Annotated in this window: 14 protein-coding genes and 3 pseudogenes; 8 read left to right on the top strand and 9 right to left on the bottom strand. The window is 40.5% G+C overall.

What is annotated here, in order from left to right; genetic code table 11:
• The first annotated feature begins 77 nt into the window (after positions 1-77).
• From NHH16_RS09155 to NHH16_RS09165, 3 genes are read left to right on the top strand one after another with little or no spacing between them, the layout of a single operon-like run.
• Positions 78-2,801: a glycoside hydrolase family 3 protein gene (locus NHH16_RS09155; protein ID WP_262069298.1), complete on the top strand. Its 2,724-nt coding sequence runs from the start codon at positions 78-80 to the stop codon at positions 2,799-2,801.
• A gap of 16 nt (positions 2,802-2,817) precedes the next feature.
• Complete coding sequence (locus NHH16_RS09160; RefSeq protein ID WP_262069299.1) at positions 2,818-5,262, top strand: glycoside hydrolase family 3 C-terminal domain-containing protein; 2,445 nt, start codon at positions 2,818-2,820, stop codon at positions 5,260-5,262.
• 3 nt (positions 5,263-5,265) lie between these two features.
• Positions 5,266-5,838 (top strand): hypothetical protein, encoded by a 573-nt coding sequence (locus NHH16_RS09165; protein ID WP_262069300.1) that lies wholly within the window; start codon positions 5,266-5,268, stop codon positions 5,836-5,838.
• Positions 5,839-6,095: 257 nt separating this feature from the next.
• Here the strand turns inward: NHH16_RS09165 and NHH16_RS09170 are convergent.
• Positions 6,096-6,680: pseudogene (locus tag NHH16_RS09170) on the bottom strand (transposase); the annotation flags it as partial.
• A 25-nt stretch (positions 6,681-6,705) separates the two neighbouring features.
• On the opposite strand from NHH16_RS09170, the gene NHH16_RS09175 reads away from it, so the two are divergent.
• Positions 6,706-7,062, top strand: a complete 357-nt coding sequence (locus NHH16_RS09175; RefSeq protein WP_262069301.1) for a helix-turn-helix transcriptional regulator — start codon at positions 6,706-6,708, stop codon at positions 7,060-7,062.
• Positions 7,063-7,102: 40 nt separating this feature from the next.
• Here NHH16_RS09175 and NHH16_RS09180 read toward each other — a convergent pair whose 3' ends face one another.
• The 8 genes and pseudogenes from NHH16_RS09180 to NHH16_RS09215 form a co-directional block, all read right to left on the bottom strand.
• Positions 7,103-7,498, bottom strand: a complete 396-nt coding sequence (locus tag NHH16_RS09180; RefSeq protein WP_262069302.1) for an arsenate reductase/protein-tyrosine-phosphatase family protein — start codon at positions 7,496-7,498, stop codon at positions 7,103-7,105.
• Positions 7,491-8,537: an ACR3 family arsenite efflux transporter gene (gene arsB / locus NHH16_RS09185; protein WP_262069303.1), complete on the bottom strand. Its 1,047-nt coding sequence runs from the start codon at positions 8,535-8,537 to the stop codon at positions 7,491-7,493. The genes NHH16_RS09180 and arsB overlap by 8 nt, the downstream gene beginning before the upstream one ends.
• Positions 8,538-8,550: 13 nt before the next feature.
• Entirely contained in the window at positions 8,551-8,922 is a 372-nt protein-coding gene (locus NHH16_RS09190) for a thioredoxin family protein (protein ID WP_262069304.1), read from the bottom strand.
• Between the two features lie 27 nt (positions 8,923-8,949).
• Complete coding sequence (locus NHH16_RS09195; protein WP_262069305.1) at positions 8,950-9,642, bottom strand: cytochrome c biogenesis CcdA family protein; 693 nt, start codon at positions 9,640-9,642, stop codon at positions 8,950-8,952.
• Between the two features lies 1 nt (position 9,643).
• Positions 9,644-10,228, bottom strand: coding sequence for a thioredoxin family protein (locus tag NHH16_RS09200; protein ID WP_262069306.1), 585 nt, complete (start codon positions 10,226-10,228; stop codon positions 9,644-9,646).
• Between the two features lie 87 nt (positions 10,229-10,315).
• Positions 10,316-11,328 (bottom strand): annotated as a pseudogene (locus NHH16_RS09205) (permease).
• An 86-nt stretch (positions 11,329-11,414) separates the two neighbouring features.
• Positions 11,415-11,708 carry an ArsR/SmtB family transcription factor gene (locus tag NHH16_RS09210; protein WP_262069366.1) on the bottom strand — a complete coding sequence of 98 codons (294 nt, stop codon included), beginning with the start codon at positions 11,706-11,708 and terminating at the stop codon, positions 11,415-11,417.
• 152 nt (positions 11,709-11,860) lie between these two features.
• Positions 11,861-12,844 (bottom strand): annotated as a pseudogene (locus NHH16_RS09215) (lysozyme family protein); the annotation flags it as partial.
• Positions 12,845-12,922: 78 nt separating this feature from the next.
• On the opposite strand from NHH16_RS09215, the gene NHH16_RS09220 reads away from it, so the two are divergent.
• The 4 genes from NHH16_RS09220 (at position 12,923) to NHH16_RS09235 (ending at position 17,174) form a co-directional block, all read left to right on the top strand.
• Complete coding sequence (locus NHH16_RS09220) at positions 12,923-13,456, top strand: methylated-DNA--[protein]-cysteine S-methyltransferase (protein ID WP_262069307.1); 534 nt, start codon at positions 12,923-12,925, stop codon at positions 13,454-13,456.
• Between the two features lie 71 nt (positions 13,457-13,527).
• Entirely contained in the window at positions 13,528-13,947 is a 420-nt protein-coding gene (locus NHH16_RS09225; protein WP_262069308.1) for a hypothetical protein, read from the top strand.
• Positions 13,944-14,381 carry a LytTR family DNA-binding domain-containing protein gene (locus NHH16_RS15640; protein ID WP_262069309.1) on the top strand — a complete coding sequence of 146 codons (438 nt, stop codon included), beginning with the start codon at positions 13,944-13,946 and terminating at the stop codon, positions 14,379-14,381. Before NHH16_RS09225 ends, NHH16_RS15640 begins: the two co-directional genes overlap by 4 nt.
• A gap of 192 nt (positions 14,382-14,573) precedes the next feature.
• Positions 14,574-17,174, top strand: a complete 2,601-nt coding sequence (locus NHH16_RS09235; RefSeq protein WP_262069310.1) for an MSCRAMM family protein — start codon at positions 14,574-14,576, stop codon at positions 17,172-17,174.
• Positions 17,175-17,182 lie beyond the last annotated feature (8 nt).

Consider the following 17,182-nt stretch of genomic DNA (forward strand, 5'->3'; position numbering starts at 1 on the left):
AAAAAAGGAATCTACAAGCCTTGTAAACAGAGGGCTAGAGATTCCGAGAGACTATCAAAAAGATTGGAGGAGAGAATATGGAAAAGGTTACAAGAAAACCCGGAAAGGCAGGCGCAATTATAACGAGTCTATTGCTGGTAGTATTGATTGTAGTGAATGTGGTATGTGGAATGTACTACAATGTTATCACTCAATTCTTCTCGAAAGCGCAGGTAGATGAAGAAGCAACCAAAGCAGCCTCGGCAACAGCTCGAGAGGTGGCAGAACGGATCGAAGAGGAAGGGATTGTTCTGCTTAAGAATGCAAATCAAGCTTTACCGTTAAATGAAAAAGACACAAATGTAAATGTGTTTGGCTGGGCGTCAATCAATCCGGTGTACAGTGGTGTTGGTACAGGTGGGGGAAATGAAGATAATGCAACTTCGTTTCTGGAAGGACTTGAGAATTCAGGTTTTGCGGTTAATGATAAGCTGGTTGAATTCTATGAGAACAGTGATGTGTCCAGTACTTCAAAAGATTCATATGGATCATTTTCAACGGACTATACGAAACATCAAGTGCCGGTAAGTGAATATTCAGAGGAATTGCTAAGTGATGCGCAGGAATTTTCTGATGTGGCGCTGATTATGTTTAGCCGGATTGGCGGCGAAGGTGCTTCTGATGTGCCGATGGATATGAGTGAACTGGGAGGAGCAGCTGACGAACACTATCTGGAATTAAGCCAAGAAGAGAAGGACTTAATTGATATGGTTGATGGACTTGGCTTTGAAAAGGTTGTGTTAGTGCTTAACTCTAGCTATCCAATTGAAGTGAGTGTTCTCGATGAGGATAAAGTGGATTCAGCAATCTGGATCGGTGGTCCGGGTGAAGCTGGGATGAATGCAGTTGGCAGGGTACTGGCCGGTGAAGTAAATCCATCTGGACGGCTTGTAAATACATATGCGCGCGACTTGATGTCATCACCAGCGGCAATGAGTTTTGGTGATCATTATTATACAGGTACAGAATATATGACATCAGACTGGTATGGGAACGAATATGAGACACATCAAAGTTATGTGGATTATGTGGAAGGAATTTATGTGGGGTATCGTTATTATGAGACCCGTTATGTTGATAATGAGACTTTTACCTGCGATGAAGAGGCGTATCGGCAGGCTGTACAGTATCCTTTTGGCTATGGTTTGAGTTACAGTGAGTTCAAGCAGGAAATAGATAGTTTCGAAGCAGACGATGAAATGATTGCCCTGTCGGTTAAAGTGACTAACACTGGGGATACAGCAGGAAAAGAAGTGGTTCAAGTCTATTATACGGCACCGTACATCGTCGGTGGAATCGAAAAATCACACGTTGTATTAGCGGAATTTGGCAAGACAGATATTCTTGAACCGGGTGAATCGGAACTGGTGGAAATTTCGTTTGCGGTAGAAGAGATGGCTTCGTTCGATTATGAAGATCAAGGATGCTATGTATTAGATGAAGGAAATTATCAGATCAAACTGATGAAAAATGCTCATGAAGTGATTGATTCACGGGACTATAAAGTAGCAAGCACTATTGTTTATAATGAAGACAATAAACGGGACAGTGACAATGTAGCTGCCGTCACACATTTCGAGGAAGCGGAAGGCGATGTGGAGATTACATATGTATCACGTGCCGATTGGGAAGGCACTATGCCCAAAGATGTTCCGATGGAACGGGAACCGCAGGATGGGATGATGGAGAAGATCAATGATTACTCGGCGCCGGAAGTCGAAGAGACAGAAGACATTGTGATAGCAGACCATGGAATGAAGTTGGAAGAAATGATTGGTCTTGATTATGATGATCCCAAATGGGAACAGCTTCTGGAACAGGTTTCAGTAGAAGAGATGCAGAAGTTGATCGGTTATGGCGGATTCGCAACACAGGTAATAAAATCGATTGATAAGCCCTATTCTATTGACTTGGATGGTCCGGCAGGATTGAAAGCCTTGGTTAATGAAACAGCTTATGAAGGGGTTGGTTATACCACGGGAGTAGTAGTGGCGAGTACATGGAATACAGAACTGGTTCAGGAGATGGGCGAGTGCTTTAGTGCAGAAGCTGATGCGTGGAAGGTGAATGGTATTTATGGCCCATCGATGAATATTCAAAGAATCCCGTTTGGCGGCCGGAATTATGAGTATTATTCAGAAGACAGTCTGATTAGCGGTAAGATTGCAGCGAGTCTGGTGACTGGATTTAATACCAATGACGTTTATAATTATATTAAACATTTTGCTATGTATAATCAATGTACCAATGCGGCAGGTATTGTCGTTTGGAGCAATGAACAGGCAATTCGTGAGATTTATCTTCGCCCATTTGAAATCTGTGTGAAAGAAGCGGATACTCATGCGGTGATGTCATCCTATAACCGGATTGGAAGCGACTGGTCTGGTGCCAGCAAAGCATTGTTAACGGATGTTCTGCGCGACGAATGGGGATTTGAGGGAATGGTGATCTCCGATTGGGTACTGGGTGACTATATGAATGCAGAACAAGGAATCCATGCAGGGAATGATTTAATGCTTAATACTCTCGGCAGTACAGTGGATGACACCAGTAATGCCGGAAAACAGGCAATGCGTAAAGCTACTCACAACATCCTTTACACAGTTGTCAATTCCAATGCTATGGAAATTGCATATTATGGTCCGACACTATATTGGCTGTATATGCTCATCGGTGTTGATGTGGCTGCTGTAATTGGTGCAATTGCTTTCTTCATCAGAAGAAATAAGAAAATGAAAGCATATAAAGAAGCAAATCGCTAGCAAAGGAGGGGGAAGCATGCTGCAATACGAAGACATTATCAAACAAATGTCGCTGGAAGAGAAGGCGATATTCTTGACCGGCAAAAGTGTCTGGGAAAGCCGTGACTTTCCTCAGTATGGAATTCCCAGCTGTTTCTTTGCCGATGGTCCTCATGGCTTGCGTAAGCAAGCCGGGGCTGCGGACCATCTGGGTCTCAATGCCAGTGAAGAAGCAACCTGCTTCCCCACTGCGGCAGCCATTGCGAACAGCTGGGATATAAAGCTAGGTGAGGAAATTGGTATGGCACTGGGACGGGAAGCCCGGAGCCAAGGCGTTGATGTAGTGCTGGGCCCAGGGCTTAATATTAAACGGAATCCATTATGCGGGCGGAATTTTGAATACTTTTCAGAGGATCCTTACTTAAGTGGAAAGATGGCTGCGGGCTATATTAAAGGGATTCAAAGCCAGGGAGTGGCTGCTTGTCCAAAACATTTTGCAGTCAACAATCAGGAACGCCGGCGGATGGCAAGTGACAGTATTATCGATGAACGGACATTGAGAGAAATCTATTTGACCGGATTTGAGATTGCTGTAACTGAAGCGAAGCCAAGAACGATTATGTCTTCTTACAATCGGATCAACGGCGAATATGCCCATGAAAATACGCATTTACTTCAAGAAATCTTACGGCAGGAATGGGGATTTGAAGGGGCTGTGGTTACAGATTGGGGCGGTGGGAATGATTGCGTTAAGGCGGTTAAAAACGGAGGCACATTAGAGATGCCTTCGGCTGGCGGCGATTCCTGCAGGCAGTTAATAGATGCGGTTAGAAAAGGTGAGCTGGATGAAGCTGATATTGATACCCGTGTGGATGAATTGATTCGTGTGGTGATGGAGATTTCAGATCATCATGAAGCTGGGCCTGAGATGGAAGAATTACGGGAAAGGCATCATCAACTGGCGAAAGAAGCAGCATGCGCCGCAGCTGTACTATTGAAAAATGAGGGACAGATTCTGCCCCTGCAGCCACAAACAAAGGTAGGGGTGATTGGAGATTTTGCAGAGACACCCCGTTATCAAGGGGCTGGATCCAGTATTGTTAACACTAGCATGGTGGATAAAGCAGCGGCGGCATTCTCCCAATCCCAGTTAGAACTTATTGGGGTCGAAAAAGGCTTTGAAAGAAATGGCGGTCAATATACATATTTAAAAGAGCGGGCAGTTCATCTGGCTCAGGAAGCGGAAGTAGTCATTTTATATCTCGGCTTACCGGAGACGAGCGAGACAGAAGGAGTCGACCGCAGTCATATGAGACTGCCGGACAATCAAATCGAATTACTTGAAGAGCTGGCGGAAGTCAATCCAAATATCGTTGTGGTATTAAGTGCCGGATCTGCTGTAGAGGTAGAGTGGCAAGGAAGGTGTAAGGCTTTGTTATATGCGGGGCTGTGCGGTGAAGCTGGCGCCGGGGCGATGGTGGAGATTATTACTGGCAAGGCAGATCCGGCCGGCCGGCTTTCTGAAACCTATCCGCATAAGCTGGAAGATGTATCTTCCTATCACTATTTCTCAAAAGAAGGTGGTAATGCAGAATATCGGGAAGGTATTTATGTTGGCTACCGGTATTTTGAAACCGCCGGAGTGCCGGTGGCATTTCCATTTGGTTACGGTCTTTCTTATACCCGCTTCGAGTATTGTGACCTGCAGCTGGATCAAAAGGGAGTTTCCTTTACAATAGCTAATATTGGTGATAGAGATGGCTGGGAAGTACCGCAGTTATATGTTGCCTGCAGAGAACGGCGGATATTCCGGGCGGCCAAGGAATTGAAAGGGTTTGAGAAGATATTTGTAAAATCCGGGGAGAAGAAAAGAGTTACCATTCCTTTTGATGACAAAACCTTCCGTTACTTTAATGCCGATACAGATCAATGGGAAGTCGAAGCGGGTGTGTATGAAATATTGATTGGTGCCAATGTAAGAGATATCAAATTGTCTGCGGCTATTGAGTGTGAAGGAAGCGAAGGAATTGTAAAATGCGGGAAGAAAGAGCTGCCGCAGTATTATACTGGCAAAGTTCAGGATATCAATGACCAGGAGTTCTTACAGCTTCTGGGAAGAACATGTGAAGAGGAAAGGGGCCGGAGGGTTCTGGCAGAAAACAACACAGTTGGTGATATGAGGTATGCAAAGAGCGGAATTGCCAGGTGGGTGTGCCGCCGACTGGAACATTTGATGGAGAAGAAGATGAAGGCGGGTAAGCCGGACTTGAACCTCATATTTGTATCCAGCATGCCGTTTCGGGCCATCGCAAAAATGACAGAAGGACAAGTCAATATGAAGATGGTGGGACATATCTTAGAAATGGTAAACGGACATGTGCTAAAAGGCGTTGTTAAGATTGTGCCGGAATACTTTCGGAACCGCCGGGAAAACAGAGCGTTAGAGCGCCGTCTGGCAGAAGATCATAATAGAAGGAGCTAGTTGATGGAGAAAATTCAAAAGCGATGGGAGACATTTCAAAATAAATATCCGGGAATTTCGCGATTATTACTTTTTTTTGTACTTTCAAACGGGGTTACCCTCATGCAGCTTCTTCTGATGCCGTTGGTTAAATCATTGTTTGGTCTGACCAGCCTGATAGATATTAATTTTCAGGTTGGAGCTGTTGGCAAGGGGCATCCGCAATATTATGTGTTTGATTATGCAAAAGGGGCATTAGCGGCTGGCGGTGGCGGCGGCCTGGCTTATTTTCTGGCTGTTCAGATGACTCTTGCAGCAGCGCAGGTGATAAATTTCTTTCTACAACGGAATATCACTTTTAAAGCAACAAATAGTGTCAAGAAAGCAGCAATGTGGTATATCATTGCCTATCTCTTTATCACATTGGGTGCTGCAGTTTTACAAGGCTTTTATAAGCAGCCGATCTATGAATATTTTATCAGCAGCATCGGTTCCGGGGGTGAGATTATAGCGGATATTATCACCATGTTGATTAACAGTGTTATCTCGTTCTGGGTATTCTATCCGATTATGAAAATAATATTTAAAAGTAAGTAAACATATCTTCAGTAAAAAGTAAGAAAACTGTAAAAAAGCACCACTTTGTGATAAGATTTTATGAACAAAGGACGGTGCTTTTTATATATAAAAGTTTAAAGAGTGAAGATACTGACTGGTTTTATAAGGTGCAGAAAAAATAAATTTATAGGGAGGTAGTGTGAAAGAAAGTAGAGGACAGCCCAAAAGTGGCGCACTTACTTAAGCTGTCAGTAAATGACAACTTTTTAGTGGCGTAAATATTATTAGCAATTACTTTAAGAAGCTATTGGTTTTGGTGGAGGATATAATCCCTCGCGTTGCAATAGTTTCATGGCTTGCTTGATAGCTTTTGCTTTTTGTTTTTCCAGTAAAGCTTCAGGCATATCGATTTTATATAAATCGCTTGGATTCCATGTTTCACCAGTTGATAACATCTGATAGATAGCAGTCAGAATCATCCGAGCGATTGCAATAATGGCTCTTTTCTTGCCACGACGTTTCATAAGAGATTCATATTTCTTTTTGTAGTAAGGAGATTTTTCGGATTTGACGGCTGCATGAGCGCACTGTACTAATGCAGGTTTGAGGTAGACTCCGGCACGTGTAACCCGAACTGATTTCTTCTTACCACCAGATTCATTGCTGCCAGGAGTTAATCCTGCCCAGCAACATAAACGTTTGGAACTTGAAAACTGGGTCATATCAATACCTATTTCGGAGATGATAGTGATTGCACTATCACGTTTCACACCCGGAATAGTCATTAGAAACTGGATAGCATTTTCATAATCAGGATCAGAAGAAATCAAATGTTCAATTTCACGGTCTATATCATTGATTTCAGCTGTGATATAATCCACTATTTTATATATAGGTGGTGAAAACATGAAAAGGCTTACTGAAACATTTGATTTTAGGGCATTAGGACGTGCAATTAAAAAGGCACGTGAAGCAAATGGAATTACGAGAGAACAACTAGCCGAAACTCTGGACCTTGCTCCAAGGCATATACAGTCCATTGAAAATGAAGGACAGCACCCCAGTTTTCAATTATTCATCAGACTTATTACCATGTTTGATATATCAGCAGACCAGTACATATACCCAAATAAAAAGGGAAGCAAGTCAACAATACATCGACAAATCGAAACCGCTCTTGATAATCTTAGCGAAAAAGAGCTTATTATAATCGCCGCTACAATTAGAGGGATACGTGATGCTAAAGAGCAAACGGAAGAATAGAAGTCTTCGTTTGCTCTTTAGCTTTATAACGAACCCTTTTCTATAAAATATGGTTTTTTAATGCTAAAATATTCTTTTCAATTTCTATAATCACTTCTTTAAAAAAAGCATCGCTTTTTCCAGTTGGGTCTGGCAGATTCCAATTATCATCAAAAGTTTTGCCGATATATGGGCAACCAACGTCACACCCCATAGATATAGCAATATTAGGAGCAGGTATATCTGCAATGGTTTTACTATACTGTGTTTGTTCCATGTCAATCCCATAAAGTTGTTTTATCAACCGAACAGCATCTTGATTAATTTGCGGTTTTGTTTCCGTTCCTGCCGAATAGAAATCAAATATGTCACCTGCAAAGTGTTTACCAAGAGCTTCGGCAATTTGACTTCGACACGAATTATGAACACAAATAAAAGCTATTTTCTTTTTATTCATTTACAAACCAACCTTTCGTATTATTTGCAATTTTCACCAGTAATAGCATCACAGGTACTTCTGTAAGAACTCCTACTGTGGTTGCTAATGCAGCAGGTGATGTTGTTCCAAATAAAGCAATCGCTACTGCAACAGCAAGCTCAAAAAAGTTTGATGCTCCTATCATCCCTGCTGGGGCTGCGATATTATATGGCAATTTCAAAATACGGCAGGCTATATATGCGATTGCAAATATCAAAAAGGTTTGCAAAATTAACGGAACGGCAATCAGAACAATATGAAGCGGATTTTCCAGAATAACATTCCCTTGAAAAGAAAAAATCATAATCAGTGTTAGCAAAAGTCCTATGCTTGTGGCATTGTCGAACTTATGAATGAAGATGTTTTCCAAGTAATCCTTGCCTTTTTTCTTAACTACAAGATAGCGTGTCGCTAATCCGCCAATAAGCGGTATTACTACAAATAATACAACAGATATTATAAGAGTGTCCCATGGTACTGAAACATTAGAAACACCAAGCAGGAATTTTACAATTGGCACGAATGCCAAAAGAATGATAAGGTCATTAGTTGCGACCTGCACTACGGTATAAGCTGGATTCCCTTTTGTTAAAGAACTCCAAACAAACACCATTGCTGTGCAGGGAGCAGCTCCAAGTAAAACTGCTCCTGCAAGATACTCTGTTGCAAGTTCTGGCATGATAAATGCTTTGAAAATCACAAAGAAAAATAGACTTGCAATTCCATACATTGTAAAAGGCTTGATAAACCAATTGGTTATCCATGTAACAAATAGTCCTTTTGGGTTTTTCCCAACGTTTTTTATGCTTTGAAAATCAACCTTTATCATCATGGGGTATATCATTAGCCAAATAAGTATCGCCATAGGTATAGATACCTTTGCATATTCAAACTGATTGAGAAAGGTTGGGATACCCGGCAAATACTTTCCAATAGCTACCCCCACAATCATACAGATAATAACCCAGAGGGATAGATATTTTTGAAAAACACTAATACTACTTTTTTCTCTGTTCATTGATTATCGCTCCTTAGAAGCCTAGCTTTTGAAATAACTTTTCGACATCGGCAGGTTTCAAAACCTTTCCCATAGAGACAACCTTCTCGTTAACAACAAGTGCAGGCATACTCATAGCTCCATATTCCATAACTTTTTGCATATCGGTAACATATTCAACTTCTACGCTAAATCCCATTGTTGCCACAGCTTTTTTTGTGTTTTCAAGTAAGTCGTGACAATTTTTACACCCTGAACCTAGTACTTTAATACAGCAGATTCCATCCTTTGCCTCATCACAGCAATCGTTTACGATTTCATCAACCTCACTTGTAGGACATTCTCCATTGCATGAACAAGCAGGTACCTTTTCTTCTTTTTTCTTTCCAAAATTAAATAATGCCATAATATTTTCCTCCTATTTTTTGTTTGATTAAAATGCAAGATAGAACATATAAAAACCAATTAGCAGAATTGCAATACCCATTATGATTTTCAATATATTAGCAGTGTTCCTATATTTTTCACTGCTTTTGATTCTTTGAACAAAACCAACTGATGTTCCAGCCACCATTACAAGAGAACTGTGACCGATAGAATAAAGTAACATCAATAGAATACCCCAGAAGATATTTCCTTTCCCAGCAACAATAGCAAGCAAGGCAATCAGAACAGGAGTTGAGCATGGCGAAGAGAAAATCCCTGCGAGAATTCCCGCTAAAAATGCGCCAATAAAACCTCGCTTTTTGTTTTTTGATAGTAAGTTTGTTGACGGAATGATATTAATAATTCCAAAGGTTTGAAGTGCCATCAATACCATGAGTGTGCCAAGGATGCCATACCATATTGGGGATGATGTTCCCATTAATTTCCCCGCTGAGGTGGCAATAATACCAAGTGTTACAAATGTAATCGCTGAACCAATAGAAAACACGACCGAATACGCAAAGGCTTTTTTCGTGTTTTTTTCGCCAATACCACCGACATATCCAATAATTAGGGGAATGCTGGAGAGAGAGCAAGGGGTGACTGAAGTCAACACTCCTGCAATCAAAGCAAGTATTGGTGCTAACCAGAGGTTACCCCCAATGGTTTCAGCAATCTGAGAGAGGCAAGCATCAATCATACTATTCTACCCCCATCTCAGCAAATATTATTCGCAGTTGCTCTTCTGTTAATCCGCCTTGATGTACAGTAAACACATGGTCTTTGCTTTCTTTATCAGAATACATGTCAAATTGGATTTCTTTCTGTAAATCCTCACTTGGTATAAAAGGTGAGCCATCTGCGTTGAAGAAAACTTGCGTAGGGATAACCTGCACAGGAAAATCTGAAACGCCATCTGTGTATTTCCAAACATCTATAAACTGAACTGCGGCTTTTTCTTGCCACTCAGCATTAAGTTTTTCCAGTGTAGGAGCCATTTCCTTACAAGGAATACAAGAGTCAGAACCAAAGTCGATTACGGTTGGTATTCCATAAGCTTTGATTGTTTCGATATTAACTGCGGTCAATTTCAATGGATATGTTTCATCGGCATCGGAGTGTTCTGTTGTTTGTGAACCGTCATCCGTGAGTGCAGCAGTATCTTTTTTTGCAGTATTTTTTATTAAAAAAATAATTCCAATCACTGCTACAATGGCAACGATAACGCTAATACGTATCCATAACTGCTTTTTATATTCATTTTTAGTGGTCTGATTATCAACCATAGCAATCACCTCCAAACATTTCATACGTAATATAATTGAGAATAGTAACAACAATATGCCTTTTTTTATCCATACTAATTCCCACCATTAAACAAGTAAGGGTTGAATTACATTAAACAAATAGCCTACGGCAATAATACCAAGTGTACATATTGCAATAAAGATGCCAAGCAGCTTCGGTTTAACTGCCTTACGTAACATAATTATCGAAGGAAGAGAGAGAGTAGTAACACCCATCATAAAGGAAAGCACGACACCAAGTAATGCTCCCTTAGCAAGCAGAGCTTCTGCAATCGGAATTGTGCCGAAAATGTCAGCATACATTGGAACACCTGCCAGTGTAGCTAAAATAACACCGAAGGGATTATTGTCACCAAGAACTTTCACAATAAAATCTTGAGGTATCCAATTGTGAATTAAGGCTCCAATGCCGACACCTATAAGAACATATGGAAAGACCTTCTTTGCAGTGGAAACAACCTGCTCCCAAGCATATTTTATCCTATCTTTAAAATGAAGTTCTTCTTGTGGAACATCTATAGAATTTCCGTTTCTAATGTAGTCTTCAATTTGACTTTCGAGATGTAAATTTTCAATTAATGTGCCGCCTGCAACAGCAATGATTAGACCAAATATTACGTATACAATAGCAACTTTCCAACCGAAAATACTCATAAGTAGAACAAGAGAACCTAGGTCAACCATCGGCGATGAAATAAGGAACGAGAATGTTACACCAAGTGGCAATCCCGCACTTGTAAAGCCAATAAATAGCGGAATGGAAGAGCAAGAGCAAAATGGTGTTACCGTGCCAAGAAGAGCTGCAATAATGTTTGCGCCAATACCGTGAAATTTACCTAGTATTTTTTGGTTCGTTCAGGCGGGAAGTAACTTTGAATATACGAGATAATCAAAATTAGAACACCTAGTAAAACCATAATTTTAATTATGTCATAAATAAAAAATTGTACACTTCCCCCAATTCTACCCGTGGTATCTAAGCCGCAAGCTTCAAGTGCCGAACCAATTAAGCTGTTCAGCCATTTCATACCGAGGACTTGATTTTGAAAAAAGTCCCAAGCCGTTTTAAACATTTCCATATCGTAACCTCCTAAGTTATATTGTTATATTTAAATATGTCTATATGCATGCTTGAATGGAAGCCGTGTAGAGAAGATGATACCTCTTATTCTTCACAACACGACTTATCTTCGCAAGTAAAATTAACTTTTGTTAATATGTGCAAGCACTCCATAGCATATTCTGCACCTTTTGCAGAAATTGAATAGTGCATCCACTTTCCTTCTTTTCGTCCTACAACAATTCCAGAGTCACAGAGTATTTTCATATGGTGAGATAGTGTAGGTTGCGTAACATTCACTTCCTCAAGCAACTTACATGCACATTTTTCACCTGTACTTAAAAGCTTTAGTATACGGATACGATTTTCATCGCAATAAGCCTTGAATACTATAGCCATCTTTTTTTCATCAACGTTCAAAATTTCACCTCCCAGAACGAATAGATAATCATCTATATATCATTATATGCACTAGATTGATAATTGTCAATATATCTTTAAGAAAACTTTTAAACACCCTATATATGTACGGAGAGCGTTGCTCCCCGTGCTTAGTAGGAAGGAGTACCATATCCATAAATACTACTATTTCCAACGGCATAATTTCTTTGTTTACATGCATCGCCAGAATTACCTTCCACGGTATATACAATGCCGTCCTCACATTTTTCGACAATACCTACATGGTCGGTAACGCCATCTCCTTCCCAGTCAAAAAAGATGATATGACCTGCTGACGGCTCGAAGTTTCTATCCTGCCATTGTCCTTGTTCCTTAAACCAGTTAGAGCCTTGAACACAGCCAGCAAATTTCGGTATAATTCCTACTTCAATATAGCCACATTGCTCGGCACACCACGACACAAAGCACGCACACCATTCTACACGTCCGCCGAAACCATACCACGACCAATAAGGTTGACCGCCCACATTTCCGAGCTGCGACAAAGCAACTTCAACAATTGCTTGATTCCCGCCGCTTGTAAAAGTACGACCATATGGATAATAGCGCAGAACATGAGACACATACTGTGTATCGCCGTAGTTGCTCCAACCCAACTTCGCTGCCTGAGTGGTGGAAAACTCCACCGCATTTGCATAGGTGTAGCCGCCATAGTTGCTCCTTGCCCATGAAATATATCCATTGCCATAATTGTAGCCTTGCAGAGCCAGTTTAATATTATCCATATCAATCGGATTTCTGACCCCTGCGGCATTTAAGCAGGCAGCTAAATTCTGTATGCCCACATTGACTGAATACTCTGGGTCTGTAATTCCGTTTGGTGAATTGGGATACTTTTTGTTGTATCCGCATTCGGATGCCTGCATCGGGTCATTACCACGACCGCCAGACTCTTGCATCATAACTGCCTTGATAAGTTCCGCATATTCGGGAATGCCGTGCTGTTTTGCATATTTTTGTATCATCGGTGTGTAGGCTTCCACCTCCGCACTGACAGGAGTGTAAGATGAATTTTCACTACCACCGCCAAAAATAGAAATTGCACTGCCGAGTAAAACCACAATTAGTGCCAAAGAACATACATTCGAATGAGTGATTGTATCTCTGAAAACCATATGATACACTGTAACTATGGAATTGGAGGATTAACTATGGACTATATTAAAAAAATAACTTCGCCTCTTGGTGGGATCACTATTGCCAGTGATGGCAAGGCGCTTACTGGCTTGTGGTTTGACGGACAAAAGTATTTTGGTGAGGCTCTGTCGAAAGAATATGTTGAGAAAGATCTGCCGGTTTTTCAGCAGACCGAAGAGTGGCTAGCAATTTACTTTAGTGGCAAAGCGCCAGATTTTACACCGCCTCTTTCTCTGAAAACCACTCCGTTTCGCAAGAATGTGTGGGAGATAATGCTGAAGATTCCCTTTGGACGCACCATGACCTATGGAGAGATAGCAAGGCAGGTGGTACAGCAAAAAGGGCTTTCTCATATGTCAGCTCAAGCAGTTGGTGGAGCGGTAGGACACAATTCAATTTCTTTAATCATACCTTGTCACAGAGTGGTGGGAGGAAACGGAAGCTTAACGGGATATGCTGGGGGAATTGATAAAAAGGTTAAGCTTCTTACAATGGAAAAAATAGATATGTCATCGTTTCATGTTCCTGAGAAGGGGACAGCTTTGTAAAGCGAAAAAAAAGAATTGACAATCACCCCATAAATTGTATAGGCTTTATCTAAACTAGAAGGAGAGAGAACATGAAAAAGCTGAGAATCTTAAGAGATTTATTTTTAATATTTGCCATTGCCTTTATAGCCATTATTGTTCTTACTATGTTTGCCGGGGTTGCTCATACGAATCAAACAATTAAACAAGCGCTACTTGTAGCTGGCTGCTACGCGGCAATGTCTCTTCTTTTCTTCTGGGATAGTCTAATTGAGAGAATAGGATATTTACCGATAGAAATTTTCTATGTAGTTATGTTAAATATTACGTATGTACTTTTGTCACGAGTTTTTTCCTGGAACTTCTCACCACGTGGTTATTTCATTAATATTTCAGCTACAATTGTGGGGTATGTATTTATAAAGCTGATTATTTTTAGTATTGATACCCACCAAGCCGATGAAATCAATGACATAATTAAGAAACGTCATGAGGAGGGGGATCAAGAGTGAAAGTAAATGTAGAAATAATTGGTAGGGAGAGGGAGGAGAGCGCCACTTTAGCGGTCCATCAAGTAACCGAGGAATTAGAAAGCATAATTAATAAATTAGAGAAAAATAACGAGGAAATAACGGGGCAATTAGAAGGGGTTACTTATCGAATTTCTTTAGGTGAAATATATTATATCGAAGGGGTCGAACACAGAACTTTCGTCTATACGAAGGATAAAGTATACGAGATCAAAGAAAAGTTGTACCAACTGGAAGAAAAGTACCATAAGGTTGACTTTATGCGCATTTCCAAATCGGTAATTGTAAATATCGATAAAATAGTATCTATTGCCGCGGTTATAAATTCTCGGTTTGAACTTAAGCTAGAGAATAGTGAAAAAGTACTTGTTTCAAGATCCTATATTAAAGAACTGAAAAGAAGATTGCAGATATAGCGATAATTCCTAGTAGCAAAGGGTTATCGCTATTTTTCTATTAAGAAAAGAGTGAAATCGTCGATAATCAATAATCACTCTGTGTGATTTATGCATTTTATGTCTTGAATAGTGCAACCTATGAATGGGGATAAAGACAAAAGAAATTCGCTAGGATATAATCGGAACATACTAAAGAAAATGGAGGAAGATATGAGTAGAGGGAAACGTGTTATTTCAATCATTCTTTGTTTAGCACTCCTAGTATGTAATATGGCATACGTTAATGTGAATGTACAAGCAGAAGAAATCTATGAAAATCAGGATGGCGAGGCGGAGCAAGAAGGAGTTGGGGAAAAGCAGATTGAGATTGAGGATGAGGATATTGAAGATACCGAGCATGAGCTAGCTGAGGTTATACCAGAGAATCCCGAGCCAGTAAACCCAGATTTACAAGTGTTTAATAATCTACTCCGTTCTGGTGGGAGTGATTGTAGTAAATATTTTAAAATTGATGATTTAATGATTAAGATAGATGATTTCCAGGTCTATTATTTCGATGGGCAAGGAGCAAGTGTTTCGGAAAAGGTATATACGTCTTATGGAACTCAGAGAATTACCTTTACCATTAGTTGGTCCGCGAAGGATAGTGATCAAGATACGTTTAAAGCAGATGATTATTTAATGTTTGAGATTTGTAAAGTATCTGGTGACCTAGCGACAATCTTAAAGGATGCGACGAAATCAAAAATTTTATATGACAAAAATGACAAAACGCTGGCACTTGGTACCGGAGAGTTTGTTATTGAAAAAGTGGAAGATGGCGTTTATAGATTGTTATATAAAGTAATCTTTAATGATAATATTGTCGGTAAGCAAAACATATCAGGAACAATGGACGGTGGTGCTACCATCGCCGGTACAGGTGACGGGGAGAAGGTCAAGGTAAACCGCGGCGAGGAGTCACTTGCCGAGATAACAAAGAAGACCAACGATTCAGGAACGAAGCCAGTAGGACCGGGATATCAGCAACCGATACCAGAGGTAAATAAATACGTTAAAAACGTGAATGATACGAAAGATACAATTACTTGGGCAGTTGACTTGACGGAATTTGCAGAGCAACAATTTATTGACTATAAAGCAGAAAACACCCCCAATTATAGTCACTTTATCTTTGAGGACATCTTAGATAGCCATCAGACCTTTAGCCTTGAAGACTACTATAATGGTGGAGCCTACGCACTGGTTAATGTGCCTTTATACGTATACGATAGTGAAGGTCTAGATGATGGGGAATATATCAGCTTTGGAAAGGAATTTTTCAATCTGGGGACCATGTCAGAGACGATTATGAAGTACGTTGATTCAGCGGAGAATTCCAATGCAGAGACGTATGTAAAAGAGACGGCAAAAACATGGACAATTATTAAAGAGCAGGATGGGCAAGGCAACCCTAGAGAGCGAATGATCGTTAATTTTGGTGGTCCAGGAAATGGTGGGTTAAAGTATAGCGACTTAAAAGACTATACCTTATACTTAGATAAAATGAAGAAATCAAGAGATTATGCTGAGGCTGTATTAAAGGCGAATGCAGATAAGGGTGATAGTTATCTTTTAGAAGAGGAACACGGTTTTGGAGCGGCAAAGGCAACCTGGAAGAAATGGTATCGGCTTATTAGTGACACCTATGAATATTATTTAGGTGACCCCTATGTGTATGCCGTTAACTTGGAAATTATTACAAAAGTCTTAACTAAGCAGCTAGAGACAGCTACGGCGTCTTCGGTGAAAAATAGTTATCGCCTAAGCGGGGAATACACTGCTAAAGAGGATGAAGCTACGCAGGCAAATTTCTGGAGCGGTACGATTAATGCGGAAGTTGTCTTTGGGGATGTGGTGGTCTATAAGGCGGATTCTCTATATCAAAATAGTGCCAGTGAGTTAGAGTCTTACGAGGTTCTTGGTACGCAAGCAGGGGTAGAATTTCAGGTATTTAAAGAGAATGAAATCATCCCCCTTAGGTTCGATTATCTCAATGGCAAATATGCTTATAATGAGAATGGTAATCTGCAAGAAGTTGAAAGCGATGAGGAGGGAAGGTTAATCCTTGGGGATTTATTAGCTGGTGATTATTATTTAAAGGAAGTTAGTAATCCGGACGGGTATTATCAGTATCAAAATCAAAGGTTTTCATTTAGTGTTAATAAGAGTCAAGTAAATTACGAGTTGGTAGAAAATGTTCGCCGGGGAATTCGACTTTTGAAAATAGATGAGGAAAACCCAGAGACAACCCTTACAGGCGCTGAGTTTAAACTTTTTAAATATACAGAAGAAGATTTTGCGGATGCAGAGGAAGTGGTGGGCTTTAGTAAAGAAACAATTTCCGGTATAGATTACCTTGTACATAAGGAGGGCGCAGCGGAGCCCTTGATTACGGATGAAGATGGGAAATTAGAAATTCTTGGTCTTTCGGCCGGAAAATATTATCTACAAGAAGTGGTTGCGCCAGTAGGATATGTGCTAAGTGATGAGAAGTATTTATTTGAGCTGGATGAAGAACTAGATACAAATAAAGAACATTTGGAAGAGGGAATCCTTAATATTGGAAAAATTGGCAATAAGAAAGAAGAACCGGATCCGAAGACAGATATTCCCGATCCTTTAGACCCAGCGGATCCCCAAGAAGGAAAGAGCATTTCCCAAAGCCCAAGAACAGGTGATTATGAGCCAGTCGTAGGATATGGCCTACTGGTGGTAATGGCAGCAGCTATTATTGCCACAGTAACAGGATATAAAAGAAAGAGAAGATAAAATAAGGA

The sequence above is a fragment of the Ohessyouella blattaphilus genome (genome assembly GCF_024721265.1).
Classification (GTDB): domain Bacteria; phylum Bacillota; class Clostridia; order Lachnospirales; family Lachnospiraceae; genus Aequitasia; species Aequitasia blattaphilus_A.

Coding starts and splice junctions, on each gene's coding strand:
- NHH16_RS09225 (WP_262069308.1), top strand. CDS start 13,528: ATGAAAAAGCTGAGAATCTTAAGAGATTTATTTTTAATATTTGCCATT.
- NHH16_RS09200 (WP_262069306.1), bottom strand. CDS start 10,228: ATGGTTGATAATCAGACCACTAAAAATGAATATAAAAAGCAGTTATGG.
- NHH16_RS09155 (WP_262069298.1), top strand. CDS start 78: ATGGAAAAGGTTACAAGAAAACCCGGAAAGGCAGGCGCAATTATAACG.
- NHH16_RS09210 (WP_262069366.1), bottom strand. CDS start 11,708: ATGGCTATAGTATTCAAGGCTTATTGCGATGAAAATCGTATCCGTATA.
- NHH16_RS09220 (WP_262069307.1), top strand. CDS start 12,923: ATGGACTATATTAAAAAAATAACTTCGCCTCTTGGTGGGATCACTATT.
- arsB (WP_262069303.1), bottom strand. CDS start 8,537: ATGAACAGAGAAAAAAGTAGTATTAGTGTTTTTCAAAAATATCTATCC.
- NHH16_RS09235 (WP_262069310.1), top strand. CDS start 14,574: ATGAGTAGAGGGAAACGTGTTATTTCAATCATTCTTTGTTTAGCACTC.
- NHH16_RS09195 (WP_262069305.1), bottom strand. CDS start 9,642: ATGATTGATGCTTGCCTCTCTCAGATTGCTGAAACCATTGGGGGTAAC.
- NHH16_RS09165 (WP_262069300.1), top strand. CDS start 5,266: ATGGAGAAAATTCAAAAGCGATGGGAGACATTTCAAAATAAATATCCG.
- NHH16_RS09180 (WP_262069302.1), bottom strand. CDS start 7,498: ATGAATAAAAAGAAAATAGCTTTTATTTGTGTTCATAATTCGTGTCGA.
- NHH16_RS09175 (WP_262069301.1), top strand. CDS start 6,706: ATGAAAAGGCTTACTGAAACATTTGATTTTAGGGCATTAGGACGTGCA.
- NHH16_RS09160 (WP_262069299.1), top strand. CDS start 2,818: ATGCTGCAATACGAAGACATTATCAAACAAATGTCGCTGGAAGAGAAG.
- NHH16_RS09190 (WP_262069304.1), bottom strand. CDS start 8,922: ATGGCATTATTTAATTTTGGAAAGAAAAAAGAAGAAAAGGTACCTGCT.